This is a genomic window from Mesorhizobium sp. WSM4833, from assembly GCF_055811095.1.
Window position 1 is genome coordinate 1 of sequence record NZ_JBVVQG010000002.1, and the last position, 25,947, is coordinate 25,947.

General features: G+C 63.7%; 27 protein-coding genes and 1 riboswitch. Of the genes, 5 read left to right on the forward strand and 22 right to left on the reverse strand.

Annotated elements, in window-relative coordinates; all coding sequences use genetic code 11:
* The 5 genes from AC0L2D_RS03050 to AC0L2D_RS03070 form a co-directional block, all read right to left on the reverse strand.
* On the reverse strand, positions 1-787 hold a 787-nt coding region (locus AC0L2D_RS03050), incomplete at its 3' end, for an ABC transporter ATP-binding protein (protein ID WP_473540330.1).
* A 17-nt stretch (positions 788-804) separates the two neighbouring features.
* Positions 805-1,131, reverse strand: a complete 327-nt coding sequence (locus tag AC0L2D_RS03055; RefSeq protein WP_013530816.1) for a 4Fe-4S dicluster domain-containing protein — start codon at positions 1,129-1,131, stop codon at positions 805-807.
* On the reverse strand, positions 1,128-2,753 hold the full coding sequence (locus tag AC0L2D_RS03060; RefSeq protein ID WP_024501571.1) for an FAD-dependent oxidoreductase: 1,626 nt from the start codon (positions 2,751-2,753) through the stop codon (positions 1,128-1,130). The genes AC0L2D_RS03055 and AC0L2D_RS03060 overlap by 4 nt, the downstream gene beginning before the upstream one ends.
* Before the next feature lie 31 nt (positions 2,754-2,784).
* Positions 2,785-3,381 (reverse strand): thioredoxin family protein, encoded by a 597-nt coding sequence (locus tag AC0L2D_RS03065; protein ID WP_473540331.1) that lies wholly within the window; start codon positions 3,379-3,381, stop codon positions 2,785-2,787.
* Between the two features lie 280 nt (positions 3,382-3,661).
* On the reverse strand, positions 3,662-4,606 hold the full coding sequence (locus AC0L2D_RS03070) for a heme/hemin ABC transporter substrate-binding protein (protein WP_127384739.1): 945 nt from the start codon (positions 4,604-4,606) through the stop codon (positions 3,662-3,664).
* Between the two features lie 180 nt (positions 4,607-4,786).
* Between AC0L2D_RS03070 and AC0L2D_RS03075 the strand changes: the two genes are divergently transcribed.
* Both AC0L2D_RS03075 and AC0L2D_RS03080 read left to right on the forward strand, forming a co-directional pair.
* On the forward strand, positions 4,787-6,913 hold the full coding sequence (locus AC0L2D_RS03075; protein ID WP_473540332.1) for a TonB-dependent hemoglobin/transferrin/lactoferrin family receptor: 2,127 nt from the start codon (positions 4,787-4,789) through the stop codon (positions 6,911-6,913).
* A gap of 2 nt (positions 6,914-6,915) precedes the next feature.
* A complete protein-coding gene (locus tag AC0L2D_RS03080; RefSeq protein WP_032807968.1) occupies positions 6,916-8,001 on the forward strand; it encodes a siderophore-interacting protein in 1,086 nt (361 codons plus the stop codon).
* On the opposite strand, the gene AC0L2D_RS03085 is transcribed toward AC0L2D_RS03080, so the two are convergent.
* From AC0L2D_RS03085 to AC0L2D_RS03130, 10 genes are all read right to left on the reverse strand, one after another.
* Positions 7,962-8,420, reverse strand: coding sequence for an aconitase X swivel domain-containing protein (locus AC0L2D_RS03085; protein WP_013530810.1), 459 nt, complete (start codon positions 8,418-8,420; stop codon positions 7,962-7,964). The genes AC0L2D_RS03080 and AC0L2D_RS03085 overlap by 40 nt on opposite strands.
* A complete protein-coding gene (locus AC0L2D_RS03090) occupies positions 8,417-9,667 on the reverse strand; it encodes an aconitase X (protein WP_473540333.1) in 1,251 nt (416 codons plus the stop codon). Before AC0L2D_RS03090 ends, AC0L2D_RS03085 begins: the two co-directional genes overlap by 4 nt.
* A gap of 70 nt (positions 9,668-9,737) precedes the next feature.
* Positions 9,738-10,802 (reverse strand): ABC transporter ATP-binding protein, encoded by a 1,065-nt coding sequence (locus AC0L2D_RS03095; protein ID WP_473540334.1) that lies wholly within the window; start codon positions 10,800-10,802, stop codon positions 9,738-9,740.
* Entirely contained in the window at positions 10,802-11,590 is a 789-nt protein-coding gene (locus tag AC0L2D_RS03100) for an ABC transporter permease (protein ID WP_013530807.1), read from the reverse strand. Before AC0L2D_RS03100 ends, AC0L2D_RS03095 begins: the two co-directional genes overlap by 1 nt.
* Complete coding sequence (locus tag AC0L2D_RS03105; RefSeq protein ID WP_473540335.1) at positions 11,590-12,453, reverse strand: ABC transporter permease; 864 nt, start codon at positions 12,451-12,453, stop codon at positions 11,590-11,592. The genes AC0L2D_RS03100 and AC0L2D_RS03105 overlap by 1 nt, the downstream gene beginning before the upstream one ends.
* 64 nt (positions 12,454-12,517) lie before the next feature.
* Positions 12,518-13,579 carry an ABC transporter substrate-binding protein gene (locus AC0L2D_RS03110; RefSeq protein WP_473540336.1) on the reverse strand — a complete coding sequence of 354 codons (1,062 nt, stop codon included), beginning with the start codon at positions 13,577-13,579 and terminating at the stop codon, positions 12,518-12,520.
* 57 nt (positions 13,580-13,636) lie between these two features.
* Complete coding sequence (locus tag AC0L2D_RS03115) at positions 13,637-14,608, reverse strand: PfkB family carbohydrate kinase (protein WP_064993894.1); 972 nt, start codon at positions 14,606-14,608, stop codon at positions 13,637-13,639.
* Positions 14,605-15,645, reverse strand: coding sequence for an ADP-ribosylglycohydrolase family protein (locus tag AC0L2D_RS03120; protein ID WP_064993895.1), 1,041 nt, complete (start codon positions 15,643-15,645; stop codon positions 14,605-14,607). Before AC0L2D_RS03120 ends, AC0L2D_RS03115 begins: the two co-directional genes overlap by 4 nt.
* Positions 15,646-15,648: 3 nt before the next feature.
* Positions 15,649-16,374: a GntR family transcriptional regulator gene (locus tag AC0L2D_RS03125; protein WP_013530802.1), complete on the reverse strand. Its 726-nt coding sequence runs from the start codon at positions 16,372-16,374 to the stop codon at positions 15,649-15,651.
* A 229-nt stretch (positions 16,375-16,603) separates the two neighbouring features.
* Positions 16,604-16,864 (reverse strand): DUF982 domain-containing protein, encoded by a 261-nt coding sequence (locus AC0L2D_RS03130; protein ID WP_473540337.1) that lies wholly within the window; start codon positions 16,862-16,864, stop codon positions 16,604-16,606.
* Between the two features lie 84 nt (positions 16,865-16,948).
* Between AC0L2D_RS03130 and AC0L2D_RS03135 the strand changes: the two genes are divergently transcribed.
* Positions 16,949-17,206, forward strand: coding sequence for a hypothetical protein (locus AC0L2D_RS03135; RefSeq protein ID WP_013530800.1), 258 nt, complete (start codon positions 16,949-16,951; stop codon positions 17,204-17,206).
* A gap of 780 nt (positions 17,207-17,986) precedes the next feature.
* Here the strand turns inward: AC0L2D_RS03135 and AC0L2D_RS03140 are convergent.
* The 5 genes from AC0L2D_RS03140 to AC0L2D_RS03160 form a co-directional block, all read right to left on the reverse strand.
* Positions 17,987-18,682: a methyltransferase family protein gene (locus tag AC0L2D_RS03140; RefSeq protein ID WP_064993896.1), complete on the reverse strand. Its 696-nt coding sequence runs from the start codon at positions 18,680-18,682 to the stop codon at positions 17,987-17,989.
* A gap of 172 nt (positions 18,683-18,854) precedes the next feature.
* Positions 18,855-19,877 carry an ABC transporter substrate-binding protein gene (locus AC0L2D_RS03145; protein ID WP_063168553.1) on the reverse strand — a complete coding sequence of 341 codons (1,023 nt, stop codon included), beginning with the start codon at positions 19,875-19,877 and terminating at the stop codon, positions 18,855-18,857.
* Positions 19,870-20,637, reverse strand: coding sequence for an ABC transporter ATP-binding protein (locus AC0L2D_RS03150; protein WP_473540338.1), 768 nt, complete (start codon positions 20,635-20,637; stop codon positions 19,870-19,872). Before AC0L2D_RS03150 ends, AC0L2D_RS03145 begins: the two co-directional genes overlap by 8 nt.
* Entirely contained in the window at positions 20,634-21,395 is a 762-nt protein-coding gene (locus AC0L2D_RS03155) for an ABC transporter permease (protein WP_473540577.1), read from the reverse strand. Before AC0L2D_RS03155 ends, AC0L2D_RS03150 begins: the two co-directional genes overlap by 4 nt.
* A 92-nt stretch (positions 21,396-21,487) precedes the next feature.
* Positions 21,488-22,096 (reverse strand): YkoF family thiamine/hydroxymethylpyrimidine-binding protein, encoded by a 609-nt coding sequence (locus tag AC0L2D_RS03160; RefSeq protein ID WP_473540339.1) that lies wholly within the window; start codon positions 22,094-22,096, stop codon positions 21,488-21,490.
* Positions 22,087-22,200: riboswitch (TPP riboswitch) on the reverse strand. It overlaps the preceding gene by 10 nt.
* A gap of 183 nt (positions 22,201-22,383) precedes the next feature.
* On the opposite strand from AC0L2D_RS03160, the gene AC0L2D_RS03165 reads away from it, so the two are divergent.
* On the forward strand, positions 22,384-22,701 hold the full coding sequence (locus AC0L2D_RS03165) for a hypothetical protein (protein WP_063172562.1): 318 nt from the start codon (positions 22,384-22,386) through the stop codon (positions 22,699-22,701).
* A gap of 69 nt (positions 22,702-22,770) precedes the next feature.
* Here the strand turns inward: AC0L2D_RS03165 and msrA are convergent, their stop codons facing one another.
* Both msrA and AC0L2D_RS03175 read right to left on the reverse strand, forming a co-directional pair.
* Positions 22,771-23,289, reverse strand: coding sequence for a peptide-methionine (S)-S-oxide reductase MsrA (gene msrA, locus AC0L2D_RS03170; RefSeq protein ID WP_473540340.1), 519 nt, complete (start codon positions 23,287-23,289; stop codon positions 22,771-22,773).
* Between the two features lie 82 nt (positions 23,290-23,371).
* Positions 23,372-24,919: a glycosyltransferase family 39 protein gene (locus tag AC0L2D_RS03175; protein ID WP_473540341.1), complete on the reverse strand. Its 1,548-nt coding sequence runs from the start codon at positions 24,917-24,919 to the stop codon at positions 23,372-23,374.
* A gap of 299 nt (positions 24,920-25,218) precedes the next feature.
* Between AC0L2D_RS03175 and AC0L2D_RS03180 the strand changes: the two genes are divergently transcribed.
* Positions 25,219-25,926 (forward strand): hypothetical protein, encoded by a 708-nt coding sequence (locus AC0L2D_RS03180; protein WP_473540342.1) that lies wholly within the window; start codon positions 25,219-25,221, stop codon positions 25,924-25,926.
* Positions 25,927-25,947: the final 21 nt, after the last annotated feature.

Here is a 25,947-nt window from a genome sequence, read left to right on the forward strand (position 1 = left end):
CCTCGTCGCGCAGCACGTCCCAGACGCGAGCGCGATATAGATTGAATTCGGCGCTGGCGCGGATGTCGCCGTCGCGCGGCCGTGGCAGGTCGATATCGATGATCTCCTTCACCGCGCCCGGCCGCGCCGTCATCACCACCACCCGGTCGGCGAGGAAGATCGCCTCGTCGATCGAGTGGGTGACGAAAATGACCGTCGTGTTGATCTTGCCCCAGATCCGCAGCAGCTCGCCTTGCAGAAGCTCGCGCGTCTGCTGGTCGAGCGCCGCGAACGGCTCATCCATCAGCAACACTTCCGGGTTGCTGGCCAGCGCACGCGCGATCGCCACACGCTGCTGCATGCCGCCGGACAGCTGGTTGGGAAAACGGTCCTCGAAGCCGGCAAGGCCGAACAGCGACAACAGATGGCGGGCCGTCGCCGTGCGCTCAGCCTTGGCCACGCCGCGCACTTCCAGCGCATATTCGATGTTGGCGAGCGCCGTGCGCCAGGGAAACAGCGCATATTGCTGGAAAACATAGCCGGTCTTCGGGTCGGGCCTGGTGATGCGCCGGCCATCGAGCTTGACGTCGCCGCCGGTCGCCTGCGTCAGCCCGCCAATGATGTCGAGCAGCACCGACTTGCCCGAGCCGCTGGGGCCGACCAGCGTGATGAACTCGCCCTTACGGATCGAGAGGTCAACGCCGTCGAGCACGGTGACGCGGTCGGTCGCCTCGCCATCGACGGTGACGAACTGCCCCGGCTTGAGCTGGAAGGTCTTGCTGATGTCGCTGACGACGATACGGTCCATATCTGTCTCCGATCGGTTCACTGCGCCACGCGAATGCGGTGCGTCGGGTCGAATTCCGAGCCGCCGGCCTTGCCGCGCTTCCAGCCGAGCGCGCGGGCATAGGAGCCAAACAGCTGTCGGGCGTCGGCCTGAGCTTCCGTGATGCCGGTCGGCCCTTCGGCGAACTCGGCCACATAGAGCGCGTCGGTCGGGCAGTAGATCTCGCACAGGAAGCAGGTCTGGCAGTCCTCCTGGCGGGCGATCACCGGCACGCCGCTCTCGGTCGCGTCGAAGACGTTGGCCGGGCACACCTTGACGCAGATGTCGCATTCGACGCAGCGCGTGGCCGAGACGATCTCGATCATGACGCCAGCTCCGCCAGCCGCTCAGGCGCGCCTGCGATGCGGAACGCATCCACACCGGTGATGACCAGCCGGTGCGCGAAGGCCGGGCTCTTGCCCGGCAAATCGGTGCGGCGATGCATACCGCGGCTCTCGGTGCGGTGCAGCGCTGCGGCCACGGACCAGCGCCCGGCGGCGGCGATCGAAGCTGCCTCTCGGGTACGGACCCTATCCAGCCCGTCGCCTTGCAGATGGTCGCGCACGTCGCGCCAGACACTCTCCAACCGCTCGCCGCTTTTCTCCAGGCCTTCGCCGGTGCGGAAGAAATTCTTGTCGAGCGGCGTCACCTCACTGCGCACCGCCTCGATGACTTCGCCTGCCGAGATGTCGACGCGCGGCGATGATGCAGGACGTAATCCAGCCTGGCCAAGCGACTGCACCTCAGTGCGGAATGCCTTGCCGGTCCGGCGCTTGGCATGGGTCGAAGCGCCCTTGCCCGCCCACCAGCCGCTGGCCAGCGCCCAGGACGAATTGACGGCGCCGCCGCCCGACACCGCACCGGTCATGATCTCGCGGCTGGCCGCGTCGCCGGCGACATAGAGGCCGGGTACGCCGGTGGCGCAATCGTCGGAGACGATGTCTATGCCGCCCGTGCCGCGCACCGTGCCTTCGGCGCGCAGGGTGATGCGGAACAGCTCGCTGAAAGGGTCGATGCCGGCGCGGTCATAGGGCACGAAGCAATTCGGCTGGCCCTGGCGCAGCCAGCCCTGCAGCGCTGGTTCGGCCTGATCGAGCCGCGCGTAGACCGGGCCGTCGATCAGCGCGCGCGCCACTTCCTCCTCGCGGTCGCCGATGCCGTTGCGCAACGGCTCGCCGGTCGGCCCGACGATCGGTGAGCCATCTTCGCGATGGAACGACGCCCAGCGGAACGGCAGCCCCTTGTTCAACGAGGAGCCGTAGGGCGCCAGCGTGTATTTGCCGGTGAACTCCATGCCCGACAGGCTGGCGCCGGCCTCCGCCGCCATCAGATAGCCGTCGCCGGTCAGCCCGGTCGCGCCGAGGATGCGCTCGCGGAAAGCGCAGCCACCGGTCGCCAGCACCACCGCGTTGGCGTCGACGCGCCAATCCTGGCCGATCTGCCTGGCGACACCGGCGGCGCCGACGATGGCATCGCCGTCCGACAAAAGTTCGAGCGCGGGATGATGGTCGAGGACGGTGACGCCGGCCAAAAGCACGCGGCGGCGCATGAAGCGCATGTAGTCCGGGCCGCGCAGATTGGCGATGTAGAGCCGGCCGTCATCCTCGCTCGGGAAGGGATAGCCCCATTCGGAAAGCCTGAGCAGGTTGCGGTAGGCGGTGTCAACGCAGCGCAGCATCCAGCGCGGGTCGGCGAGTTCGCCGGTGCGCTGCCAGCGTCGCTCGACCACGGCATGCCTGTTGTCGCCCGGCGGCACGCACCAGGTGCCGGTGTTGGACGGCGCGGTGGCGCCGCTGGTGCCGAGATAGCCCTTGTCGGCCAGCACCACCTTGGCGCCGGCCTCGGCCGCGGCGACTGCTGCCCAAGCTGCCGACGGACCGCCGCCCAGCACCAGCACGTCGGCCTGGAGCAGCAAGCTGTCGGAAGCGGATTTTTGCGGCTTGGGCATGGAGACCTGGCGAATAAAGTCGAAGCAGGCGCTAGGCCGCGCGGGCCGCGCTGGAAGACCACACCGGCTCGTTGCCCGCGCTCCACTTGATGTTGCAGCCGATCGACGGCGCCTGGCTGGCAGTGGGCCTGCCGCCCTCCAGCACCGTATCGACCGCCGCGCGCAGATCGGCACCCGTCACCGGCTTGCCGTTGCCCGGCCGCGCATCGTCGAACTGGCCGTGATAGGCGAGCCGCCGGTCAGTGCCGAACAGGAAGAAGTCGGGCGTGCAAGCCGCGCCATAGGCTTTCGCCGTCTGCTGCGACGCATCCTTGAGATAGGGGAAGGAATAGCCGAATTTTTCGGCCTCCTCGCCGATATGGGCGAGCGTCTCCTCCGGATGCGCCTCGTGGTCATTGGCGTTGATCGCCACCACCTGCAGCCCCTTGCCCGCATAATCCCTGGCGAAAGCGGCAAGCTGCTCGCGGATCAGCACGACGAACGGGCAGCGGTTGGAGATGAAAGCGACGAGCAAGGCCGGCTTGGCGTCGAAATCGGCAAGGCGGTGCAGCACACCTTGCGCGTCGGGCAGCAGGAAGTCGGCGGCCCTGGTGCCGAGGTCGACCGGATTGGACTCTGTTTTCGGCATCGATGCGCTCCCTTGTGCAACCATTTTCACAGGCCAAGATGCGAGCGCTCCGAGCGTTCGCAGTTAGTCTATGAATTTAGTATAATTATAGGCTGGAGAGCGCATTCACGGTCAACCGCGCGGCTTAGAATATCGTGCCAATGTTTCAGGCCGAGCCGCCAAGTTTGTTCGGGCGGAAGCCGATCCGGAGAAATCCGGACGGACAGCATTTATGAAGCGCAACGGGGTTCGGCGACGAAATTGTACTGCCCAGCCGAACCGTCTTGCGATTTTCGCGACGTCATTCCCCTTCCGGATAGAGCGCTTTCGCCAGGTCGCGGATCGCATCCGATGTGCGCGGGCCGAAGCCGATCATGTAGGCGCCGTCGAGCACGACCAGCGCCTTGTTGGCTGCCGCCGGCGTTGCCGCCAGCGCGCGGTTGCCGAACACCAGCTCGGCCGACGGCCCGCCCTTGCCGTCGCCCATCATCAGGATGACGTCAGGCGCCATCTCGATCAGTTTTTCCTCCGACGCCGCCTTGTAGCCCTGTACGATGTCCATAGGGTTGAGGCCGCCGGCATAGCGGATGATGGCGTCGGCAGAAGTACCCGCGCCGGCAGCGCTCAGACGTACCAGGCCATGGAAGAACACCACCTTCTTGCGCCGCTCCGGCGGAATTTGCGACGCCAGATCCGCGGCAGCCTGAAAGGCGGTGAGCACCTCGGCGGAAACCGCCTTGCCCTTGTCCTCGAGCCCAAGGCTGGCGGCGATCAACGTGATCTTGTGCTCGATGCCTTGCGGGCTGTTGTCCTGCGGGACCAAGACGATCGGGATTGCCAGCGACTTCAGCACCTCGACCGCTTCAGGAGGCCCGCTGTCTTCTGCGGCCAGGATCAGGTCGGGACGCAGGCTGGCCAGCCCCTCGACCGAAAGCTGGCGGCGGTAGCCGACATTGGGTTTTTGCGCGACTTCAGGCGGATATTTGCTGCCGCGATCTATAGCGACGATTCGCCCGCCGGCGCCCAGCGCGTGGACGATCTCGGTGACGTCGGAACCGAGCGTCACGATCCGGGTCGCCGCGCCCGGCACGACGGTTCGCCCCAGCGCATCGACAACGATCTCGGCGGCCAGCGCCTTGAAGCCGCAGAAAGGCGCCAGCACCGACAGTGCCAGAAGCAGCACCGCCGCGATCCTGCCCGGTTGCGACCAGTGGGTCGTCTTGCCTTCGCCTAAACTGCCGACCATGCCGCTGTTCCCGTGCCAGATGCTTCTCGAGGATGGTCGGCTATAAATTTAAAGTTGACTTATGTCATCATGTTTTAATATGTGACCCGTGCCCTGACCTGACTGGTCGAGGGATTTTCAATAATGCCAGCCAAGGCCGCTCAGCCACCGCCAGCAGTTTTGCTTTTGCTTGGGGGCTGCATGACAACGACAACAAACACGACATTGATGGCGAGCACGGCGCTCGCCTTCGTGCTCGGCCTCTGCGCCGTGCCTCTTGCCAGCGCGCAGGAACAGGACCGGGAGAAAAAGACCGCCGCCAAGACCGGCCGCCTGGCGCCGGCCAGTGTCGCGCAGAACCAGCCGGCGACGATGCTCGACGTGATCACCATCTCGGCAACGATGATCAAAACGGCGGTGATCGAATCGATGGCCGCCATCAGCGCCGTCGATCAGGACGAACTCGACCGCATCCAGCCCGACACAGCCGCCGACATCTTCCGCACCACACCGGGCGTCGCTGCCTCGATGAATGGCGACGATCCCGCAACCGCCATCAACATCCGCGGCCTGGAGCAATATGGCCGCGTCGTCGTCACCCTCGACGGCGCCCGCCAGGACTACTGGCGCGTCGGTCATGGCTCTGGCTCGTTCTATGTCGAACCCGACCTGATCAAGGAAGCCACCGTCATTCGCGGTCCGGTCTCGAATGCCTATGGTTCCGGCGGCATCGGCGGCGTCGTCTCCTTCGAGACCAAGGATGCCGGCGATTTCCTCAAGAAGGATGAGCGCTGGGCGCTGAGCGAGAAGCTCGGCTACGAGGACAATGGCGACGGCTTCACCACCAGCACCACCGGTGCCTACCGCTTCAGCGACGATGCCGATATCATCGGCAACCTCATCTACCGCGACCGCGACAGCTACACCGATGGCAATGGCGACACCGTGCCATGGGCCGGCGAGCGGGTGACCAGCGGCTATCTGAAGGCGACGTTGCGGCCGGCCGATGGCCATGAGCTGAAGCTCGGCGCCATCCTGCAGCGCTACAACGACCAGATCACCGGATCGAGCGGCTCGACCTCGCCGACCCTGAGCCGCTATGACACCGACACCACCAACCAGACCTACACCGCCGCTTACACCTGGAAGCCCGACGACAACGCGCTGATCGACTTCAGCGCCAATGCCTATCACAACCGCACCCGCGCCGAGCAGACTCAGGTCTGGCCGACCTCGGCGATCGGCAATTTCCGCTTCTACGACGTGGCCACGACAGGTTTCAATGTGAAGAACTCCTCGCGGTTCGACGTCTGGGGACTAGCACATACGCTGACCTACGGACTCGACTACTACTATCTCGAGGCCTCCTCGGAAGCGGCGCATTTCGGCGCTGGCCAACAGCAGGGCTATGGCGGCTTCCTGCAGTGGCAGGGCGATTACGGGGACTGGCTGCAGGTCATCGCGGCGATGCGCTATGACGGCTACCAGCTCGATGGCGAGACGCGCATCCCGTCACCGCAGGAAGCCTCGATCTCCGGCGATCGTTGGTCGCCGCGCCTCACCGTCGGCGTCACGCCATTCGATGGCTTCCAGCTCTATGGCACCTATTCCGAAGGCTACCGGGCGCCGGGTCTGCAGGATGTCTTCCGTGGCGGCGGCGCGCATGGCGGCGGTGATACATATCGGCCCAATCTTCTGCTGCAGCCCGAGACGGCGAAGAACTGGGAGGCCGGCGTCAACGTGAAATATGACGATGTGCTGACGGCGGGTGATCGGCTGCGCGCCAAGGTCAACGTTTTCCACACTGACGTCGAGGACTACATCGACGTCGACCTCACCGTGCTGCCGCGCACGGCAATCAACATCGGCGACGCACGCCTGAAGGGCGTAGAGGCCGAGATGGTTTATGATTATGGCTGGGGTTTCGTGAACTTCTCCGGCGCGCTGATCGATGCCAAGGTCGTCAGCGGCGTCTATTCCGGCCAGGCGTTGAACAACACGCCGCTCGACCGCTTCTCGGCCACGATCGGCTTCCGCATGCTGGAGGACCAGCTCACCGTCGGCGCGCAATATCTCAGCGTCGGCAAGATCACCCGCACCAGCCGCACCAATCCCAACGCCGTGCCGGTCGTCGATGACGGTTTCGATCTGGTCAATGTCTTCGCCAACTGGCGCGTCAACGACAACCTCAAGCTCGATTTCGGCGTCGATAACATATTCAACACCGCCTACACCGATCCGCAAAGCGCATGGTCGACCTCGGCGGCAACAGAACAGGGCAAGGGCCGCACCTTCAAGGTGGCCCTCACCGGCAGGATGGGAGGCTGACAATGAACGAAGCATCGGTGCGTGAACTGGCCTGCGAGGCACGGCTCAACCTGCGGCGTCTGCCGGACTACATGGACAGCATCTCCGACAGGCTGCGGAGCTTCGAGGCCGATGCTTCGCATCAGGGACAGCGCATCGATTTCCGCTTTGCCTTCGGCGGCGCCTCGTTCGACATGGAGCGGCTGGTGATGCGGGCCAATGCTGCCGACCGCGACGGGCTCGCCCGTATCAAGGACCTGCTCGCCACAGCCGTACAGGTCTACGCCAAGGAGGAAAACCCCGAGATCGTCTGGACCGGCGATCTCTCAGGCGAAACCAGCCTCGCCCAGTTCCGCGAGATGGTGGTGACCGATGTTCGCGACCTCACTCCGAATATGCGCCGCATTCGTCTGGCCGGCGAGAATCTCTCGCGCTTCGCCAAGTTCGGCGGCATGCATATCCGCATGCTATTTCCGACCAGGGACGTCCCCGATCCGCTGTGGCCGGTGCTGGGCGGCAATGGCTTACCGGTCTGGCCCACCGACGACCGGCGCCCGGTGGCGCGCGTCTACACCATCCGCGCGCTTGACGTGGAAAAGGGCATCATCGATGTCGACTTCCTGATCCATCCCGGCGAGAGCGTCGGCTCCGCCTGGGCCATGCAGGCCGCGCCCAGCATGAAGGTTGGCATCATGGGCCCGGTCGGCCGTCCGGTGCGGCAGGCAGAATGGTACGTCATGGGCGCCGACGAAACCGGCTTGCCGGCGCTGGCTCGGCTGCTGGAGACGCTACCGGCCGGGACAAAAGGCGTCGCCTTCGTCGAGATCGCCAATGATGGTGAAAGACAAGCGATCAACAATGGCACGGGCATCGAGGTTCATTGGCTGACACGGGATGGCGTGGCGGCGGGCGAGGACAGACTGCTGGCCGAGGCTGTCCGCTCGGTGGCGTGGCCGCAGGACGGTTCGGCCTTCGGCTGGTTCGCGGCGGAAGCCGCTGCCGCCAAGATCGTGCGCGAATGTTGGCGCGACACGCTGGGGCTTGGTCGCGATCAAACGCTGGCGGCGGCCTATTGGCGGCGTGGCTCTGCCGGATTGATGGCGGGGTGAACTCTGATGATCGGCCCGCGGTCTTTGCCGATGCCGATATCAATCTGATCACCGGAGACAAGGTTCGAAATATCGCACACCACCAGCGGCATGCGGATGTCATAAAGAAATTCGGCAACGATGGCACCGACCGCCAGGATCGGGTCCGGCCGCTCCAGAAGAATACCGGCCGGCGCCGTGCCCCTGCGGATCGCCTCGGCCAGGACCGAGGATGAAGACGACGAGCCGCGCCCGCTCGGCATGACCAAAATCCTGCCAGCGACATTTCGGCCGAGGCCGGGGTGCGAATGGTCTGTTATCTCGCCGGTCTCGGCATCGATACCGCCCCAGAAGCTGAGCGGTTGCGAAAACACCAGCGCCTGACCCTCAGCGTCACCGGCCAGCTGGAAAGTGCCGGTTCGTTCCACCGGTCGCGTCATGACGCGCTCCGCACAACATGCCCGGCCGCAGCAGAGCGGATGCAATCCCGCATCTCGGCAAAGGCGACGGACACACCGATATTGCCGGGTGCGTAGTGCGCCCATTTGCCGGAATTGGTCATCACCACGCCATCGAGGCGTTCCAGGATCGATGTGACATAGGTGCAGGTATCGGCGACCGGGATCAGGCCGAACGCCTCCATACCGGCCAGCGCGCCCTCCTCCTGCAATCGCGTCAGCGTCGCGCGGCCGGTGTTGACATAGATCGGAATGCGCCTACCCGGTGCTGCCTCGCGCAGCAACGGCAACAGTCGCATCCATTCCTCATGCGAAAAATGCGGCGTGCCGAGCGACACGGCCGCCAGCGGCGCACCGTCGGGCACGGTCGACAGCCTGGCCAGCGCATGGTCGATATCGGCGCGGGTAATGCGGATCGTCTCGTCAGGCGCATGACCCTGGAATACCTCATCGAGCGTCCTTGCTTCCGGCGTGATGCCGACCGCATGGAACAGCGCCACAGCACCGGTCGTTGCCGCCGCCGCCCCCAGCGCCTTCAGCTGGTCCTCGTCGCGCGGCCGCGGCAGGCCGGCAATCACTGGAACGCGGTCGCCGCTCGCTTGCCCAATCAATAGCCCGACGCCGACGAAAAGGCTGTCGCACGGCTCGCTGTCCGGAACATCCAGCTCAAACAGGATCCGACCACGCCGGTTCTCGCTCAGATGCAGCCCCCAGGCCGGCGCGCGCCCGGTCATGGCACAGCACAGATCGATGAAATCGCCATAGCGGTTGGTCCGCGCGCCGATCACCGAATTGGCAAAGACGATGGCGTTGGATTCCCCCCAGGCGATCTGTTGGCCAAAGCTTGGCCGGAACCGCGTCTGGTAAGGCGCGCAAGTGAAAGTCGCCTGGCAGCCGAGCTCCAGATGCGCTTTCATCAGCCGCCGCGCCGGCACCTCTTCCGCCGCCGGCATTTTCACCATGCCGGGATGGATGAGATCGAACGAACCGACATTGAGCGTCGTCGGCACCTGCACGCGGCCACCGCCTTCGACCAGCCGCTCGACGAAGTCGAGACCGGCCTTGCCGTGGTAGAGACAGCCGTCGATATGGGCGCCGGCAATGTCGAGCAGGCTGCCCGCCCCGATCGCGTTGGAAAAGGCGACCAGGATTTTCATGGCAGCAGCCGCTGACAGGCCATGCTCGCCATCGAGCATGGATCGGTCGCGTGCAGTCAGTTCCAGGGTCATCGGTATGCTCCGGGTCGTGCCCGTCTATGCTGTCCCTGATTGCGGACGGTCTGGCAAGACCCGGTGAGGATCAGTTCGCCGCGATCAACACCGTGCTTTCAGGCGACCAGCGCAGCACGACATCCTGACCTTCTGCCAGCCGTTCCATGCCGGTATTCTGCACAATCACTTTCAACGTCTGACCAGCACGCTCGACGAAATAGGTGCTGTTGCTGCCGGCGAAGATGCGCTTGGAAACCAGTCCCTTGAGCATGTTGGCGTTGCCATCCGGTGCTCCGGCATCCCTGGCGATGCGGATGCGTTCGGGCCGCACGGCACAGCTCGCCTTGGCGCCGGCGGCAAGCTTGGCACCCACACCAGCGGCAATCGCCGTTCCGTCCGCAAGCCGGATGCCATCGCCCGTGCTGTCGCCGCGAAAAATGTTGGCGTCGCCGAGGAAGGTGGCGGCGAACTCGCTCTTCGGGCTGTTATAGATCTCCTCCGGCGGCCCCTCCTGCACCAGCCTGCCGTCGCGCAATATGCCGATGCGGTCGCTCATCGTCAGCGCTTCTTCCTGGTCATGCGTGACGAAGATGGTGGTGATGCCGATCTCGCGCTGGATGCGCTTGAGCTCGATCTGCATATCGACGCGCAGCGCCTTGTCGAGCGCGCCGAGCGGCTCGTCGAGCAGCAGCACGCGCGGCTTGGTGACGATAGCGCGGGCGAGAGCCACACGCTGCCGCTGCCCGCCGGAGAGTTGGTGCGGCCGGCGGCCACCAAGCTTGCCGAGCTGCACCAGATCGAGCGTGCGCTGCACCTCCGTTGCAATCACCGCCTTGGCCTCGCCGCGCACCGACAGGCCGAAGGCGACATTGTCGGCGACGCTCATATTGGGAAACAGCGCATAGTTCTGGAACACCATGCCGATGCGCCGCTTTTCGACCGGCACCCGCTCGACGCTCTCGCCGCCGATGGTGATGCGGCCCGAATCGGGAAAATCGAAACCGGCAATCTGGCGCAGCAGCGTGGTCTTGCCGCTGCCCGACGGCCCCAGCAGCGCATAGAATCCGCCATCGGCGAAATCGATGGAGACATTGTCCAGCGCCTTGTGTGCGCCGAAACTGCGCGAGACATCAGATACCTGCACGCCGGCCATTATTTCTCTCCGCCGAATTTGAAGAACCGCGCCGTGAGCAGCATCAGCGCCATCGACACGACAATGATGATCGTGGAGACCGCATTGATCTCGGGCGTGAATCCTTTGCGGATCGCGGCGTAGATTTCCACCGGCAGCGTCGTCTGCCCAGGCGTCGCCAGGAAATAGGACACCACAAACTGGTCGAACGACACTGCAAACGCAAACAGCCCTCCGGCAATGACGCCTGGCATGATCCAAGGCAGCGTGACGCGCCTCGTTACCTGCCACTGGTTGGCGCCGAGCGAGCGTGCCGCCTCTTCCAGCTCCGGCGCGAAGGTCTGCAGCCGGGCCGAGACGACGACGATGACATAGGGCAGCGCCAGTGCGACATGGCCAAGCAGGATCGCATGCAGCCCGCGACCGATGCCGACGCCGAAAAAGAAGATCAGCATCGCCGTGCCGGTGATCAGCCACGGAATGGCGATCGGCGGAAACAACAACGCCTGCAGGAATTTCTTGCCGCGAAACTCATAGCGATAGAGCGCCAGCGATGCCGCCGAGCCGAGCACGACACAGATGACGGTGGTGATGACGGCGATCTCGACGCTGTTCCAGGTGGCGGCGATCAGCTGGTCGTTCTGCCACAGCGAAGCGTACCATTCGGTCGTCCATTCGAACGGCAATTGGTAGAAGGGCGAGACGTTGAACGACATCAGCGCCATGATGATGATCGGCAGATAGAGGAAGGCGAGCAGCAGACCGATGTAGAAGCGGCCAAGCCATTCGAGGACGCGGGTCGTCGCCATCACGCGGCCCTCCGCAGCACCGGCGACGCCACCGCCAGGATGACCAGCACCACGGCCAGCAGGATGAAGGAAAGCGCGGCACCGAGCGGCCAGTTGAACACGGCGACGAACTGGTCCTCGATGACCGTGCCGTAGAAGGTGCCGATGCGACCGCCGAGGATGCGCGGCTCCATGAACGAGCCGACGACGGGGACGAAGATCAGGGCCGCACCCGCGACCAATCCGGGCATCGACAGCGGGATGATCACCCGCTTCAGCACCTGTAGCCGTGAAGCGCCAAGCGAACGCCCGGCCTCAATCAGGGAGTCATCGATCGCCTGCAGCGTGAGATAGCAGGTCAGCACCATGTAAGGCACGTAGGAATGCACCAGCCCGATGATGACGGCTGGATAGGAATACATCAGGTCGATGTTGATCTTGAACGGCAGCACGGCGTTGAGCGCGGTGTCGAGAATGCCGCCCTCGCGCAAAACCATCGCCCAGGAAAAGATGCGCACCAGCCCGTTCGACCAGAACGGCAAGATGACGAGCAGGAAGATCGCCTCGCGGCTGCGCCCCTTCAGCACTTTGGCGAGCACGTAAGCGGCGGGATAGCCGATGACGACGCACCACAGCGTCACTTCGAGGCCAAGCCGCAGCGAGGCCAGCAGCAGTGTCAGATAGAGGCTTTGCGAGAAGAAGGTGGCATAGTTGCCAAGGGTGAATGTCCACGGCTTTCCCGACAGCGGCAGCTCGGTCATGAACGAGAAAAAGACCATGGCCGAGAGCGGCAGGAAGATCGCCACCGTCAGCCAGAGATAGGCTGGCGCCAGCAGCGGCAATGCCGATCTCAGCCCGCTTCGCGACGCTGTCGCAGCTGCCATGATACCCTCCCCCAGGATTGAAACGCCAGCCGGCGCGAACCGCCGGCTGGCCGGGATGTTGGCTCTATTTCACGTCGACCTTCAACTGCTGCCACAGCGCCAGATAGGCTTCGCGCTGGGCATCGGTGATCGGCGCCTGGAACTGGATGCGTTTGGCCACCTCGGGGTCGCCCATGACCTTGCGGTTGAAGGCATCCTCGGGCAGCGCTTCCACCGCCCTGGTGTTGGCGGAGACAGGAGCACCGACCTTGGTGACCCATTCGACGTAGAATTTCGGGTCGATCATGTAGTTGATGAAAGCCTCGGCGCCGGCGACGTTCTTGGCGCCGACCGGAATGGAAAACGCGTCGAGCCAGGCGACGGCACCCTCCTGCGGCACGACCAGAGAGACCGGCAATTTGAAATGCGTCTTGGCGCGATCGGCCGAGCCGCTCCAGTAGGTGCCGATGTCGATCTGGTTGGAGGCGACCATCTGGTTCCAGTCGTTCTCCGAACTCCAGAAGGTCTTGATCTGCGGCATCAGCGAGGTGAGCTTCGCCTTGACCGCATCCATATCCTTGATGTCGTTGATGTTCTGGCCCGCTGCGATGGCGCCGAACTGCACCGCTTCGACGGCATCGTCGCGAATGACGACGCGGCCCTTATGGGCGGCATCCCACATCTCGGCGATGCTCGTCGGCGGCTTGTCGAAGGATTTGTCGTTGATGGCGAGCGCGGTGAGGCCCCACACCCACGGCACGCCATAGACCTTGCCGTCATGGACGAGCATCGGCGATCCCGCCTTGTCCTTGCTGATGTCGGCGTAGTTCGGCAATTTGGAGACGTCGATCGGCTGGATCAGTTTGCCGTCCATCGCCTGGTCGTTGAAGGCGGCATTGATCATGACCACGTCGTAGAGACCGGGATTGGTCCGGATCTTGGTCAGCATTTCCTGTTCGGAATTGAAGAAGTCGTTGACGACCTTGTTGCCGGTCGCTTTTTCGAAAGCCTCCACCGCCCATGGTTCGTCGGCGCCGTATCCCTTCCAGTTGAGCACATGCACTTCGTCAGCCTTGGCGGCGAACGCGAGTGCGGAGGTAAAGACGGCAGTCGCCGTCAGCAGAGCAGTCAAGTCAGGCATGCGCATGGTTGGTTCCTCGCTGTGGGTTTGCCCGGTTCCCGGGCTTGTCAGGCTTTCCAGCTGTTATGCATTGGCCTTCTGTGTCCGGCCTGCTCCCGACGGATCGGCGGCATGGCTCAGGAATGTCTGGATTTGGTGGTCGGTCGGCGCCGACGAGCCGCCATGGCGGGTGACCGATATGGCCGCTGCCGCATTGGCATAGCGCGCTGCCTCGAAGGGCGGGATGCCGCGCGCCAGCGCGCTGACGAAAGCACCGATATGGGTGTCGCCAGCGCCATTGGTGTCGATGGCGGTGACCTTGAAGCCGGCAACGGTCTGCGCCGTGCCGTCGGCCAACCTGATATGGCAACCCTTTGCCCCGGAGCGGATGACCACGCCCGCTGCCTTCGGGCAGTGGTCGCCCAGCAGCCGTACCGCGAGGCCCTCGACATCGCCTGGGCCGGCAATCTCGGCGGCTTCCGTCGTGTTGCAGCTCAGCCATGTGGTGCGGGCAAGCACCCGCGACAGGATGGGACGCGGAATGTCCGTGATGACCGGCGTCGGGTCGAAGACGAAGGGAATACCTGCCGGCAGCGCCTCGATCCAATCAGTGAGCGCATCGCGACTCTTGGGGTAGCTCAGCGTGTAGCCGGAGGTGAACACCCAGTCACCCGGTGCCACCGCGACCGGCGCCATCATGTCGAGGCTGAGAACGCTCTCCGCACCAGGCCACGACACGAAGGTGCGTTCGGCGTCGCTCGAAATCATGGCGACGCAGTTGCCGCTGTCCATCACGGGCGATGGCGGCGTCAGTGTCTCGATACCCTCGGCTATGAACGCAGCGCGCAGGAAATCGCCATTGGGCCCGCTGCCGAGTTGGCCGCCGAACACCACCTGCATGCCGGTGCGGCTGGCCGCCACCATCATGTTGAAGCCGCCGCCGGCGACCTGGGCAAAGCTCGATGCCGTCTTTTCCATGCCGGGCGCCGGCAGGGCGTCGATGCGGTAGACATAGTCGACCACCGCACTGCCGACATGGACGAGACGGCCGCTCATTCCGCCGCGTCCTTGCCGGAACCGATTTTCGCCATCCTTGCTGCCACGAGATCGGCGGCGAGCGCGCGAACCTCCGACATGTCGAGGCCGACAAGCCGGGCGATATGCTGTTGCGGCAATCGGGAAAAACCGCTGCAGGCGCCGGCCATGCCGGCAGCGATGGCACCGATCGTATCGGTGTCGCCGCCGAGATTGGCGCTGATGACGGCTGCTTGCCATGGGTCGCCACGCGCGACTTCCAGCACGGCGAAGGCCGCCGGAACGGATTCCTGGCTGGCGACGCCGGTGCCAACCAGATCGGTGATCAGCCGGATCGCATCCCTGATCGCCTTGCCGTGTACGATGTCTTGCGCCCAGACGATGCGCGCGGCGATGTCGCCGCCGGTCACCCAATGTCCGAGTGTCGCCCCTCGCCTCGCCGCCGCGACCGCGCTGGCGGAAGCGTCGCGCCAGCCACCGCCGGCGACGCCGCGGCTGACGGCTGCCGCAACGGCAGCGGCGGAGGCGATGGCAATCGAGGTGTTGTGCGTGGCCCGGCAGGTCTCAGCCACCTTGCCGACGAACCCTTCCAACGGTTCGAGCGGCATCATGATGCCGACCGGCGCGATACGCATCGCCGCACCATTGGTGTCGCCGCTGCGCCCCGCTTCCTCAGCCGGCACACCATTGTTGATGGCGTCGATGGCGCGTTTGGTCGATGGCCCCAAAAGGTCATAGCTGCCACGCGCCTTCACCTCACGTTCCCAGTCGAGCAGCGCATTGACCCAGCGCGCATGGTCGAAACGCTCGCCGGATTCGACCAGGATACGGCCGAGCAGCAACGCCTGCTCGGTATCGTCGGTGATGGTGCCGGCGGCCAGTCCCTTCGACACCGGATGATCCGGGAAAGGCTCGATGAAATCCTCGACATGGCCGTAGAGTTCGGCAATGCGAACCGGCGACAAAAGCTGCGTCGGCATGCCGAGCGCATCGCCCAGCGCTCCGCCGACAAGCGCCCCCATGGCGCGATCAATAGCCTTGCTGGTCGCATCCGACATCGCTCAGAACCTCATATGCAGCGCAAAATGCGCCGGATTGAGCAGGCTGGTGACGTACTCGATCGGCCGGTCGTCGGCGGCGCGCGTCAGCCGGCGGCCACGCAGGAAAGGCGTGCCTTGCGGGCAGCCGAGGATGGCCGCATCCTCGGCATTGAGCATCTCGATCTCGACCCATTCCTCGCCATGGTCGGGAATGAGGCCGGCGACGCGCAGCGTCTGGTGCAGCGAGCCCTCGCGCAATCCGCGCAACGGTACGTCCTCGAGCTCGGAGGACAATGGCAACCGGCTGCGCTCGATGGAGATCGCATGGCCGTCGCTGGCGTTGGTGCGCACCCGGTCGACGGCGATGAAGAACGGGCTTTCGATACCAAGCAGCGCAGCCAGATCGGGGTCTTCGATGACCTCCAGCCGCAGCGTCCGCGTCTCGGCATTGGCGCCGGCATCGGCCAGCGCGCGCGACCAGCCGATCGAGTCGTCGACCGGCTTGCCGTCGAAGGTGACGAACGAGCCGATACCAACCTTGGTCGTGATCAGCCCGCGGCTGGACAGTTCCTCGAGGCCTTTGCGGACCGTATTGCGGCTCACGGAGAAGCGCTGGACGAGTTCGTTCTCGCTTTGAAGGCGGTCGCCGAAACCGAGGACGCCGGAACGGATCTCATGTTCGAGGACGGTGGCGATCTGCTCGGGCTTGCCCGTACCGGGAGACAGTTGAACCGCGCGCCGCTTCATAAGGGTACCTGTTCAATGAACCTGTATAATCCTGTTCAATACCGAGGCCCGGATGCTATGTCAACAGATGCCGAAGACTGACCAACAGGCAGCGAAATGTGCGGGATAACCGTGCAGGGCGTGCCGAGAGGCAGGTCAATAGCCCTGAAAAGCCGGTCGGCGATCGCCAAAAAGAGGCATACATCAAGGGGATGGAGCCAGATCCTGATTCAATTTCACCAGGGGCAGGCTACGGGATCGACACCTCACGCGGTTCGACGAGGATGTCCGCCTCGATAGCGGCGTTGATGAACGCCGCTCTTGCCGCCGAGACTTCTTTCTTTCCCTCGAGCACGGCCAGACAGGCCTTGCGGGCAACCATATGCTTTTGCCCGGTCGCAACCGGCCAGCGGTTCAGCAGGATGTCGGCAGCCTGAGCGACCCGCTCCACGTTGTTTCGCGATCGGCCGAGCGCAATCCTGACCGGCTCATCGAAACGCTGATCTTGCACGATGCCACTCCCCAAAGTCGGCATTCATCGATTCGCGGCCTTCAACCCCGAGCAATGTGATAGGTTCTGCGCCAAAGGTGCAAGATGTCCGATTCCAGTGGCCAGAAAAATCCCAGGCTGATCGTCGTGGTCGCGTTCGATCGCGGTGAGGATGGCGAGTTGTTCCCAGCCTTTGGACCCGCCGACCAGCAGAGCGAGGATCGCGCCATACGCACCGCCAGGGCTCTGACGGCAAAGCATTCCGGCGTCATCGCCTGGAGCCGTGAGGCCGATCCGACGCTGGGCGAATATGGTCCGCCGAACACGCTCTTCGTCAGCGGTGACGTGCCTGACATGGAGTAGTCGACTGGCGCCAGCATCTGAACGCCTCGCCCATAGGGTTTGATGCGAGCCGGTTTTGCCTCGCCAGCAAGCAAAAGCCCGCTACGGTGAACCGGAGCGGGCCTTGGAGGAGGACAAGGGGTGGGACCCTCTCCTCTTGTTTCCACGGGGGGGGTGTGGACCGCAATGACCATACGAAAGTTTTGCAGAGTGCAGGATCACAAGCCGGCTTGCCTGCATCACAATCCGGTGCACGCCGACATTGGGGCGCTCACGAGATTGCGATCAGTTGGCGATAACTCGGCTAGATGCGCCCGAGTACGACAAGCACGATGACAATGAGCAGCACGAGCCCAAGGCCGCCGCCATAGGAGCCGGCGCCGTAGGATTGAACGTCGCAGCTGCGATGTTCAAAAGACGAGCGCTCCAAAGGCCTACCGTTCCGCGATTGTGGCGGGCATCGCGCGCGGAAGAAGTCTCGCCAGCAACAGAAACGGCCATCCTGGTGACGGCAACCAGAATTTAATTCCGGCACGCCTGTGGACCGCAGAAAGCCCACCAGTGTGGCGGGCTTTCCGATCGGCCGGAGATGGCGAGAAGCCGATTGCAGAAGCAATTACGCGAGGTAGTGAGTTTCAGCTTCACAGAGAGAATACTGAAATTGAAGTGTGGTATATATACCTCAAAATTTCTGAAATAATAAAGTTGTAATATTAGTTTGCACAAACAATGCGCAGGTCTATTGACGATCAACGTTGCCAGGTGATTGCAGACCGAACGATTCTGCGCGCCGGGGCGCTGTCAAACGACGCCGTAGAACAGCCTGTAGTGGACGCGCTTCATATAGTCCCGGTACTCCGGCGTGGCGGCCAGCAGCGCCTCTTCGCGCAGGATGCGGTGCACCTGGAAGAAGGTGATCACCGCGTAGACGGCTAGATTGTAGAAGGAAAAGGCCGATAGCAGGAACAGGACATGGCCGGCAAGATAGCCGGCATAGATCGGATGCCGCACCAGACGGTAGGCACCGCCCGTCATCACGCCGCGATTGCCCGGCAGAATGGCGAAAGAACGCCCCAGCGATATCTTTCCCCAGATCACGAACCCCAACGCCAGGGCCTGCAGCGGCGCCGCAACATGGACCGGGATGAACGCCACGCCCGGCTCCAGGTCGATGAAACCGACACCGAAGCTGGCGATCACGGAGACAACCACCGTGAGCGGGTTCCAGTCGCGAACCTTCGGCCGACGCGACAGAAGCAGCCAGGTAAAGGTCAGGATCTCGGAAATCGCCACCAGCGCCACATTGATGCGCGTCGGGTCGAGCATCAGGTGATACACGCCGCGGTAGACGAACATGCCCGCGAAGGCCAGCGCGCAGATCCGAAAGAAACCTTCGCGCAAATCCACCAGGATCTCACGCTTTCGGGCTGCGGACAGAATCGTGCCGTCACTGACGTGCGAAAGCGCCTCGCTTTTTGATATGAGCAATGCAGACACCCCAATGATCCCTCAGGGCGACCTTTGCACGCAACCATTGCCGGGCAGTTAATCAACAAGATCAGATCGGTCTTAAACTGGCTGTCGGGGAGCCAGGGCGCCACTTCCAGACGACCTGCTCCACGCGGTCGCCCAGAAAGACTGGCGACCCATGTCATTTGGTTTTGCCAGACTAGCTCAGATAGTCGTTGCGGAAATAGCTCCCGAAATCCGGGCGTCGAGCAACCAGCTTGCCGTCGGAATCGCGCAAAATGCCGGAGGCGAAGAGATAGTCGCCAATCGCTTCCATCTTGGCCGGATCCATCGTCCCGATGGCCCCGCTTTGGCTGCGTAGATAATGGCCGTCGATCAATGCCTTCAGCGAGGCGTGGATCAGCGCCGGATTGGTCAAGGCATCCTTGTTTGCAGCGATCAGCAGGGTTGCCGCATCGTCGGGGTGGTCGACAGCGAACTGGTAGCCGCGTCGCGTCGCCTGAACGAAGTCGGCCGCAGGCTTGGGATTGGCCTGGAGATAGGCTTCGCTCGAAGAGATCAGCGTCGTGTGCTCGTCAGGCACGCCATAATCGGCATAGACGAAGCTGCGCTGCTTGACGCCCCTGAGCTCGGCTTCGACACCCTCCCAGGTCGAGACTTCGAGCGTGAAATCGACCGACCCATTGGCCAGCGCCTCATAGGCTGAGGTGCCGAGCGTCACCGTCTCGAAATTGCCCTTGCCGCCGTCGTGGCGGATGATGGTCGATATCAGCGCGTTTTCCCAGGCACTGCCGAAGCCGCCATAGATCAAGCCGTCGAGGCTTCTTGGGCTTTTGATCTCGTTGCGTGCCGCATTGAAGACCACGCGGCCTGTTTCGGATTGCACCACCGCATAGACGCCCTTCAGATCCGCCCCGGCGGTTCTCTGGGTGAACAGGCTGATGGTGCCGTTGATGCCGAAATCGGCGACGCGGTTTGCGACCAGCGTGCCCGCACCGGTATCGCTGTAGGGCAGGATGTCGACCTCGAGCCCGGCTTCGCGATAAAACCCTTTGTCGCGGGCGACGAACAGTCCGATGTGGTTGGTATTGACCGTCCAGTCGAGGGCGACGGTGACCTTTTGTGCCGCCGATTGTGCTCGAGCCCGACCCGTCCCGGCAATCAAGGGAAGGCCGGTGGCAAGGGTCAGCAACAAGGCCTGCCGACGCGTCAAGTCAGTCATGATCGTGTCCTTTGGATGGATTGGGGTTGAGGATGATGTCGAGGATTTCGGCCTCGAGCGCGCTTGCCTGGCGCGCGGCATCGCCGCCAAGGCTGCGCGGGCGCGGCAACGGCACCCTGATTTCACGCACAATGCGGGCCGGGCGCGCCGACAGCACATAGATGCGGTCGGACAGGAACACGGCTTCGCGCACGTCATGGGTGATCAAGAGCGCCGTCCAGCGATGATGCCGCCACATCTGTTCGAGCCAGCGCTGCATGGCGGTGCGGGTCAGCGCATCGAGCGCGCCGAACGGCTCGTCGAGCAGGAGCATGTCGCGCTCCTGCACCACGGTGCGCAGCAAGGCCGCGCGCTGGCGCATGCCGCCGGACAGCTGCGCGGGAAAATGCTGCTCGAAGCCGGCAAGCCCGAATTCGGCAAACAACGGCGCAACGCGCGCCCGCGCCGCCTGTCTCCTCATACCTTGCACTTCGAGCCCGAGCGTCGTGTTGTCGAGGATGCGCCGCCATGGCATCAGCGCGTCGCGCTGCGGCATGAAGGCGAAGTGCCTGCCGTGGTCGTCGAGCCGCGCGCCGTCGAACAAAATCTCGCCCTCGCCATGCTCGGCGCCGGTCAGAAGCTGGAACAGCGTCGACTTGCCGGCACCCGAGGGTCCAAGGATCGAGACGAACTCACCAGCGCCGACGCTGAGCGAAATATCGGCCAGCACGTCGAGCCCACCGAACGCCTTGTGCACATGCCGCAGTTCGAGCCGGCTCATCGCCAGGCCCCCTTCCCGGCAGTTTCCCTGCCGGCTCGCTCCCAGGGCATGGCAAGGCGCTGCAGCAACACGGTCAACCCGAACAGGACAAGGGTCAGCGCCGCGCAGACACCGACGGCGGCAAGAACCAGATCAGGACGGAAATTGTTTTTGGCGTTGAGCATGTAGATGCCCAGACCCTTCGCGGCACCGGCATATTCAGCGAAGATGGCGCCGACCACCGCATAGGTGATGGAGATCCTCAACCCGGCAAAGAAGTAAGGCAGCGCCGAAGGCAGCCGCGCCAGCAGGAAGATGCGCCAGCGCCCTGCCCCCATGGCGCGCAGCATTTGCCCGATCTCGGCCTCGGTCGCCTCATAGCCTTCGACCAATGCAACCAGCATCGGAAAGAAGGTGACCAGCGCCACCAGCATGATCTTGGGCGCCAGCCCGAAGCCGAACCACAGCACCACCAGCGGCGCGATCGCCACCAGCGGCAAGGTCTGGCTGACGATGAAGACGGGAAACAACGCACGCCGCAGCGGCTGGAAGAAGTCGACCAGCATCGACAGCACGAAGGCGGCGCTGAGCGAACAGGCAAAGCCAAGAAGCGTGGCACGGATGGTCGGAACGGCATTGTCGGCCAGCGCCTCGCGATTGAGCATCGCTTGCTCGAAGACGCGTGACGGCGCCGGCAGTATCGTGGCCCTGATGCCGGAATAGGTGGCATAAAGCTCCCACGCCAGCAGGAGCAAACCGGCCGAGATCACGGCCGGCATTGCCTTGACGAGAAAGCTCGCGATCGGGCGCGAAGCGACTGATGATGAGACCACGGGAAATAACCTTTGACGGCCGCGAGAGCGGCGCGGCTTCAGACGGCCGACGGGCTGTTGGCCGAGACCGTGACGTCGAGGGTTACGTGGCCAGCGCCTAGTCCGAAACGGCAGAAAGCCTCGTCCAGCGCCGAAAAGATCGCACCGGCATCACCGCGCAGTTTCGTGCAGAAATGTTTGGAGCGCTCATAGACGCCGGACTGCTTGAGAAAGTCTATGCAGCCGTAGATCTCGTCCATGTGGTCGTCTGTGCCCATCACATAGAGCGAGAACTGCGCCGCCGCAGGCTGGCCGGTGGCAGCAGCATTGCGCACCGCCGCGATGGCCGCGTCCTTGCGCGGGCCGAGTGGACCGACGGGCCCGCCAAACGCATCGGAGCGGCAGATCGGATCGTCCGGCTCGCCAGGGCAGCCGCGCGAGATGGTGGCCGACAACACGCAATGTTTGCCGCTGCGTGCCGCCGCCACGAAGAGGTCGCGCATGGCAGGAAACAGCACTTCGGGCGGCCCGACCAGCAAGGTCGAGATGTCGTCGGTCTCGATCCTGAGTTTGTCGCGCCAGGGATCGAGCGCACCGAGCGCGCCAAGGATGACACCGACGAAATCGTCGGTCATGGGATATAGGGAAATCTGTGCGCCTGAAAACATCGCCCGCCTCGCTCCGCTGGTATTACCCAGATCAGCTTCTAGGGTCTGTGGGCTTGCCGCCCCCGTCTCAGCCCCGACCGTACGGAGCACCCCTGTGGATGTGCGCCTTTAAGCATCATTCGAGTTGAAGGAAAAGCCGTTTCTTCATCGCACTGCGCCAAAAGCATTGCGCCAGGGCGGGCGCGGTTGGCTCTGCCGGCGCGAGAATTTATCGGGAACCTTCACCAGGCCGCGAGGTTGTCCCACCAGTCGCTACGCGACGAGTTCACAGACAATGGAGACAAACCATGTTCATGAAAATCCTCGCAGCTTCGGCGCTCACCATTGGCCTGGCGACATCGGCCATGGCGCAGAGCAATGGCACAAGCGGCACCGACGGATCCGGCGGCAGCGGCAAGTCGGTCACCGTCGACCCAAATACGCCGGCTTCGCCGAACACGGTAGACCCCGGCACGACCAACAGTACGACGGCAGCACCGGGCGCCACGAATTCAAACGCGGATGAAAATTGCCCTGCCCATCCGCAGGGCGCACAGCCCGATGCCAGTGGAACGTCGCCGGGCACCACCGCGCCGACAGTTAATGACAACCATTGCGGCAAGTAGGAATTGCAATGAAAAGAAGCCGCGGAGCGAGCGCTCCGCGGCTTCTCAAATCCTGTCGTATCAGTGTATCTACGGCACCGCTTTTTCCCGAACCGGCAGCTTCCACCCCGGCCTGACGAAGTGGCAGGTGTATCCGTTGGGATATTTCTCCAGATAGTCCTGATGCTCGGGCTCGGCTTCCCAGAAGGGGCCAACGGGTGCGACTTCAGTGACGACCTTGCCCGGCCACAGGCCCGAGGCATCGACATCGGCGATCGTGTCCTCGGCGATGCGCTTCTGTTCGTCGCTGGTGTAGTAGATAGCCGAGCGATAGCTCATCCCGACATCGTTGCCCTGACGGTTGCGGGTCGTCGGATCGTGGATCTGGAAGAAGCGTTCCAGCAGCGTGCGATAGCTTATGATGGCCGGATCGAAATTGATCTCGATGGCTTCGGCATGGCTGCCGTGGTCGCGGTAGGTGGCGTTGGGCACGTCGCCGCCGCTGTAGCCAACACGGGTGGAAATGATGCCGGGATAGCGCCGTATCAAATCCTGCATACCCCAGAAGCAGCCACCGGCAAGGACTGCGCGTTCGGTCGAAGTCGCCATATCACGTCTCCTCAAAGGCAAGTTTGTCTGGACATAGATGGGCATTGTCACCTGCTTCGTCCAGCGGACCGGCGGATCTGCTTCAGTTGCTCGGTCGGGCGAGGCCGTCGATAGCACCCGGCAACTGCCGCGCGCCAGGCGGAATGGCGGCGAAGCTGATCGCCACCGGCGGCGCCTTGAGCGACCAGTCGAAAAGAAAGGTTTTGACCGGGATGTCGCCCACCCACGCCTGCAGATAAGATGGCACATCGCGCCCGGGCCAGACCAGCAATATGCCATGCTCGCGCAGCCGCTCCTTGGTGATCCAGGGGGCGTACTGCATGTTCAGTTCGGTGAAGATCGACGGCTTGTCATAGGCATTGAGGCCCGCCAGCGGCGCAATAAGGGCATGGCCGCCGACGATGTCGAGCCGATCGGGCGTCGCAGCGTGCCAGACAGCCTCTGCCTCATCCGAGATCTTTTGCGCCGGCCAGCAGACGGCGTCCATGCGCCCACGCAGATTGCATTTCGTCCAGCGGATGCCCGCATAGGCACCGGATATGCCGACAATGGAGATGAGCGCGCAGATCGCCAGCTTTCGCATCTCGATGGCGCCGAGGCGATGGCCCAGCAAGGCGAGCGCCACAACGCCAGCAAGATTGTACATCGGCGCGCCCCAGGCCTCGCCGGCGCCGGTGAACAGGGACGCCACCATCACGAGGATCGCCGGGCCAACCCCCATCCACAAGAGATAGACCAGCGTGCCGCGCCCGACGGGCTTTTGCGGCGCGGGCGAGCGCCGCAGCAGCCCTGATATCGCCAGCACCAGAAGAAAGCCGCAGAGCCCAGCCATCTGGACGCCGATATAATAAAAGCGGGAGCGATGGGCCACCACCCACTGATCGCGCCAGGCGGCATAGGTCAGCGGCAGGAAATCGACGCGGCAGAGTTCGGCGGCCAGTGGAGCGGCGACAGCGCCGAAAACCGCGAGCCCGAGCCATGGCCAGGGCGTGGCGAGCCGACTGCGTGCGCGTGTGTCCGACAGCAGCCAGATCGCCCCGAAAAGCAATAATAGGCCGGTGGAAAGCTTGGCATAGAGCCCGACGCCCGACACCAGCCCGAGCGCCAGCCACCAGCCCGGCCCACCACCACGGCCCGCACGCCACAACAGCCAGCAGATAGCGGCCCAGAAGGGCATCTGCGCGTAGTCATGATTGAACTGTGGGGTCGGCCAGCCGAAGAAATAGAGCGACGGCATCAGAAGCACGGCGGCCAGCGCGCGGGTTCGCCCGAGCATGTCGCGGGCCAGCAGATAGACTAGCACGAAAGTGGCCGAGATCGTTAGCTGAGCCACGAGATATTGCGGCCAGCGGAACGATCCGGTCAGAAGATGGCTGATCTCGAGCAGCCAGCCGGGAAGCTGTGGATGCTTGTAGGTCAACAGCACCCATTCGCGGCCCCACATGAAGCCTTCGACGACATCGTTGGGCGGTGACACGTCGACAAGCGCGGGCGCCACGGTCCAGCACAGGATCTGTGTCAGGCATAAAAGCGCCAGGCCGGCTTCTGGATAGCGCGTCAGCCCCTGCCAGATCGACGACTGCCGCCAGTCGCCTGGAACAGAACTGCCCACCGGCAGCCAACCGTTCATGGGTTCGTCGATTCGCGTCATGCGGTGGATAAATCACACCGGACGGTTTTTGGAACAGCCCAGAACTCGAAGCTTACGAAAATGTATACTTGGGCGACCATGGCAAAACCAAGATTGAGGCAGAGTTTCGCGCCACCATGCCGCCTCTCTCATCATCACATGCCAGCAGGACAACAATGGAACACGCCGTCCCGAAGCGCCCTGAACATGCCGGGCACGGCGCATCGGGCGTGATCGCGGCAGGCGTCGCCTACGCCTGACCGGTTCCCGTCCCCAAAAAAGCATCCAGGATTTGATAAATGCGCCACCACCATGCCGTCATCCACTACCGTGCGCTCGATTTCTGGATGGCCCGTGCGGCCGTTCTCGTGATCATCTGCCTGCAGCTTCTGGTCATCAACAATCTCTCATTCGGGCCGCGCTGGCTAGCGCCCGCACTGGAGGCCGCTCTGCTGCTGCCCTTGTCGGTGGCCACCGCCTGGACACAGGCCGCCACCCGCAAGGCGGTCGAGGACCACGAGTGGCATGCGATCGGCCAGTTTCGGGTCATGATCCGCAGAACAGCCCTGACCATGACCGCCATCATCAGCATCATGAACTGCGGTTCGCTGGTCCTGCTGGTGCGTGCCTTGCTGGAGGGCCATGGCGGCAACAGCGGCACGACGCTGCTGATCGACGCACTCAACATCTGGGTCACCAACGTCATCGTCTTTGCCTTGTGGTTCTGGAGCACCGACCGCGGCGGCCCGCCGACCTGCGGCCTCGTCAAGCTTGCGCAGGCCGATTTCCTGTTCGCGCAGATGACGTTGAACGACCGTGACCTCCGAGACTGGCTGCCCGGTTTCGTCGATTATTTCTTCCTCGCCTTCACCAATGCGACAGCGTTTTCACCCACCGATACCTTGCCCCTTTCCCAGCGCGCCAAGCTGCTGATGATGGCCGAGGCCATGATCTCGCTGCTGACCATCGCGCTGGTCGCGGCACGCGCGGTCAACATTCTCGCTTGATCGGCCCGACACGCGAAATAG

Excerpts from the sequence above, each read along its gene's own strand:
- AC0L2D_RS03055 (WP_013530816.1), bottom strand. The coding sequence starts at position 1,131 with ATGATCGAGATCGTCTCGGCCACGCGCTGCGTCGAATGCGACATCTGC.
- AC0L2D_RS03060 (WP_024501571.1), bottom strand. The coding sequence starts at position 2,753 with ATGCCCAAGCCGCAAAAATCCGCTTCCGACAGCTTGCTGCTCCAGGCC.
- AC0L2D_RS03065 (WP_473540331.1), bottom strand. The coding sequence starts at position 3,381 with ATGCCGAAAACAGAGTCCAATCCGGTCGACCTCGGCACCAGGGCCGCC.
- AC0L2D_RS03070 (WP_127384739.1), bottom strand. The coding sequence starts at position 4,606 with ATGGTCGGCAGTTTAGGCGAAGGCAAGACGACCCACTGGTCGCAACCG.
- AC0L2D_RS03075 (WP_473540332.1), top strand. The coding sequence starts at position 4,787 with ATGACAACGACAACAAACACGACATTGATGGCGAGCACGGCGCTCGCC.
- AC0L2D_RS03080 (WP_032807968.1), top strand. The coding sequence starts at position 6,916 with ATGAACGAAGCATCGGTGCGTGAACTGGCCTGCGAGGCACGGCTCAAC.
- AC0L2D_RS03085 (WP_013530810.1), bottom strand. The coding sequence starts at position 8,420 with ATGACGCGACCGGTGGAACGAACCGGCACTTTCCAGCTGGCCGGTGAC.
- AC0L2D_RS03090 (WP_473540333.1), bottom strand. The coding sequence starts at position 9,667 with ATGACCCTGGAACTGACTGCACGCGACCGATCCATGCTCGATGGCGAG.
- AC0L2D_RS03095 (WP_473540334.1), bottom strand. The coding sequence starts at position 10,802 with ATGGCCGGCGTGCAGGTATCTGATGTCTCGCGCAGTTTCGGCGCACAC.
- AC0L2D_RS03100 (WP_013530807.1), bottom strand. The coding sequence starts at position 11,590 with ATGGCGACGACCCGCGTCCTCGAATGGCTTGGCCGCTTCTACATCGGT.
- AC0L2D_RS03105 (WP_473540335.1), bottom strand. The coding sequence starts at position 12,453 with ATGGCAGCTGCGACAGCGTCGCGAAGCGGGCTGAGATCGGCATTGCCG.
- AC0L2D_RS03110 (WP_473540336.1), bottom strand. The coding sequence starts at position 13,579 with ATGCGCATGCCTGACTTGACTGCTCTGCTGACGGCGACTGCCGTCTTT.
- AC0L2D_RS03115 (WP_064993894.1), bottom strand. The coding sequence starts at position 14,608 with ATGAGCGGCCGTCTCGTCCATGTCGGCAGTGCGGTGGTCGACTATGTC.
- AC0L2D_RS03120 (WP_064993895.1), bottom strand. The coding sequence starts at position 15,645 with ATGTCGGATGCGACCAGCAAGGCTATTGATCGCGCCATGGGGGCGCTT.
- AC0L2D_RS03125 (WP_013530802.1), bottom strand. The coding sequence starts at position 16,374 with ATGAAGCGGCGCGCGGTTCAACTGTCTCCCGGTACGGGCAAGCCCGAG.
- AC0L2D_RS03135 (WP_013530800.1), top strand. The coding sequence starts at position 16,949 with ATGTCCGATTCCAGTGGCCAGAAAAATCCCAGGCTGATCGTCGTGGTC.
- AC0L2D_RS03145 (WP_063168553.1), bottom strand. The coding sequence starts at position 19,877 with ATGACTGACTTGACGCGTCGGCAGGCCTTGTTGCTGACCCTTGCCACC.
- AC0L2D_RS03150 (WP_473540338.1), bottom strand. The coding sequence starts at position 20,637 with ATGAGCCGGCTCGAACTGCGGCATGTGCACAAGGCGTTCGGTGGGCTC.
- AC0L2D_RS03155 (WP_473540577.1), bottom strand. The coding sequence starts at position 21,395 with ATGCCGGCCGTGATCTCGGCCGGTTTGCTCCTGCTGGCGTGGGAGCTT.
- AC0L2D_RS03160 (WP_473540339.1), bottom strand. The coding sequence starts at position 22,096 with ATGTTTTCAGGCGCACAGATTTCCCTATATCCCATGACCGACGATTTC.
- AC0L2D_RS03165 (WP_063172562.1), top strand. The coding sequence starts at position 22,384 with ATGTTCATGAAAATCCTCGCAGCTTCGGCGCTCACCATTGGCCTGGCG.
- msrA (WP_473540340.1), bottom strand. The coding sequence starts at position 23,289 with ATGGCGACTTCGACCGAACGCGCAGTCCTTGCCGGTGGCTGCTTCTGG.
- AC0L2D_RS03175 (WP_473540341.1), bottom strand. The coding sequence starts at position 24,919 with ATGAACGGTTGGCTGCCGGTGGGCAGTTCTGTTCCAGGCGACTGGCGG.
- AC0L2D_RS03180 (WP_473540342.1), top strand. The coding sequence starts at position 25,219 with ATGCGCCACCACCATGCCGTCATCCACTACCGTGCGCTCGATTTCTGG.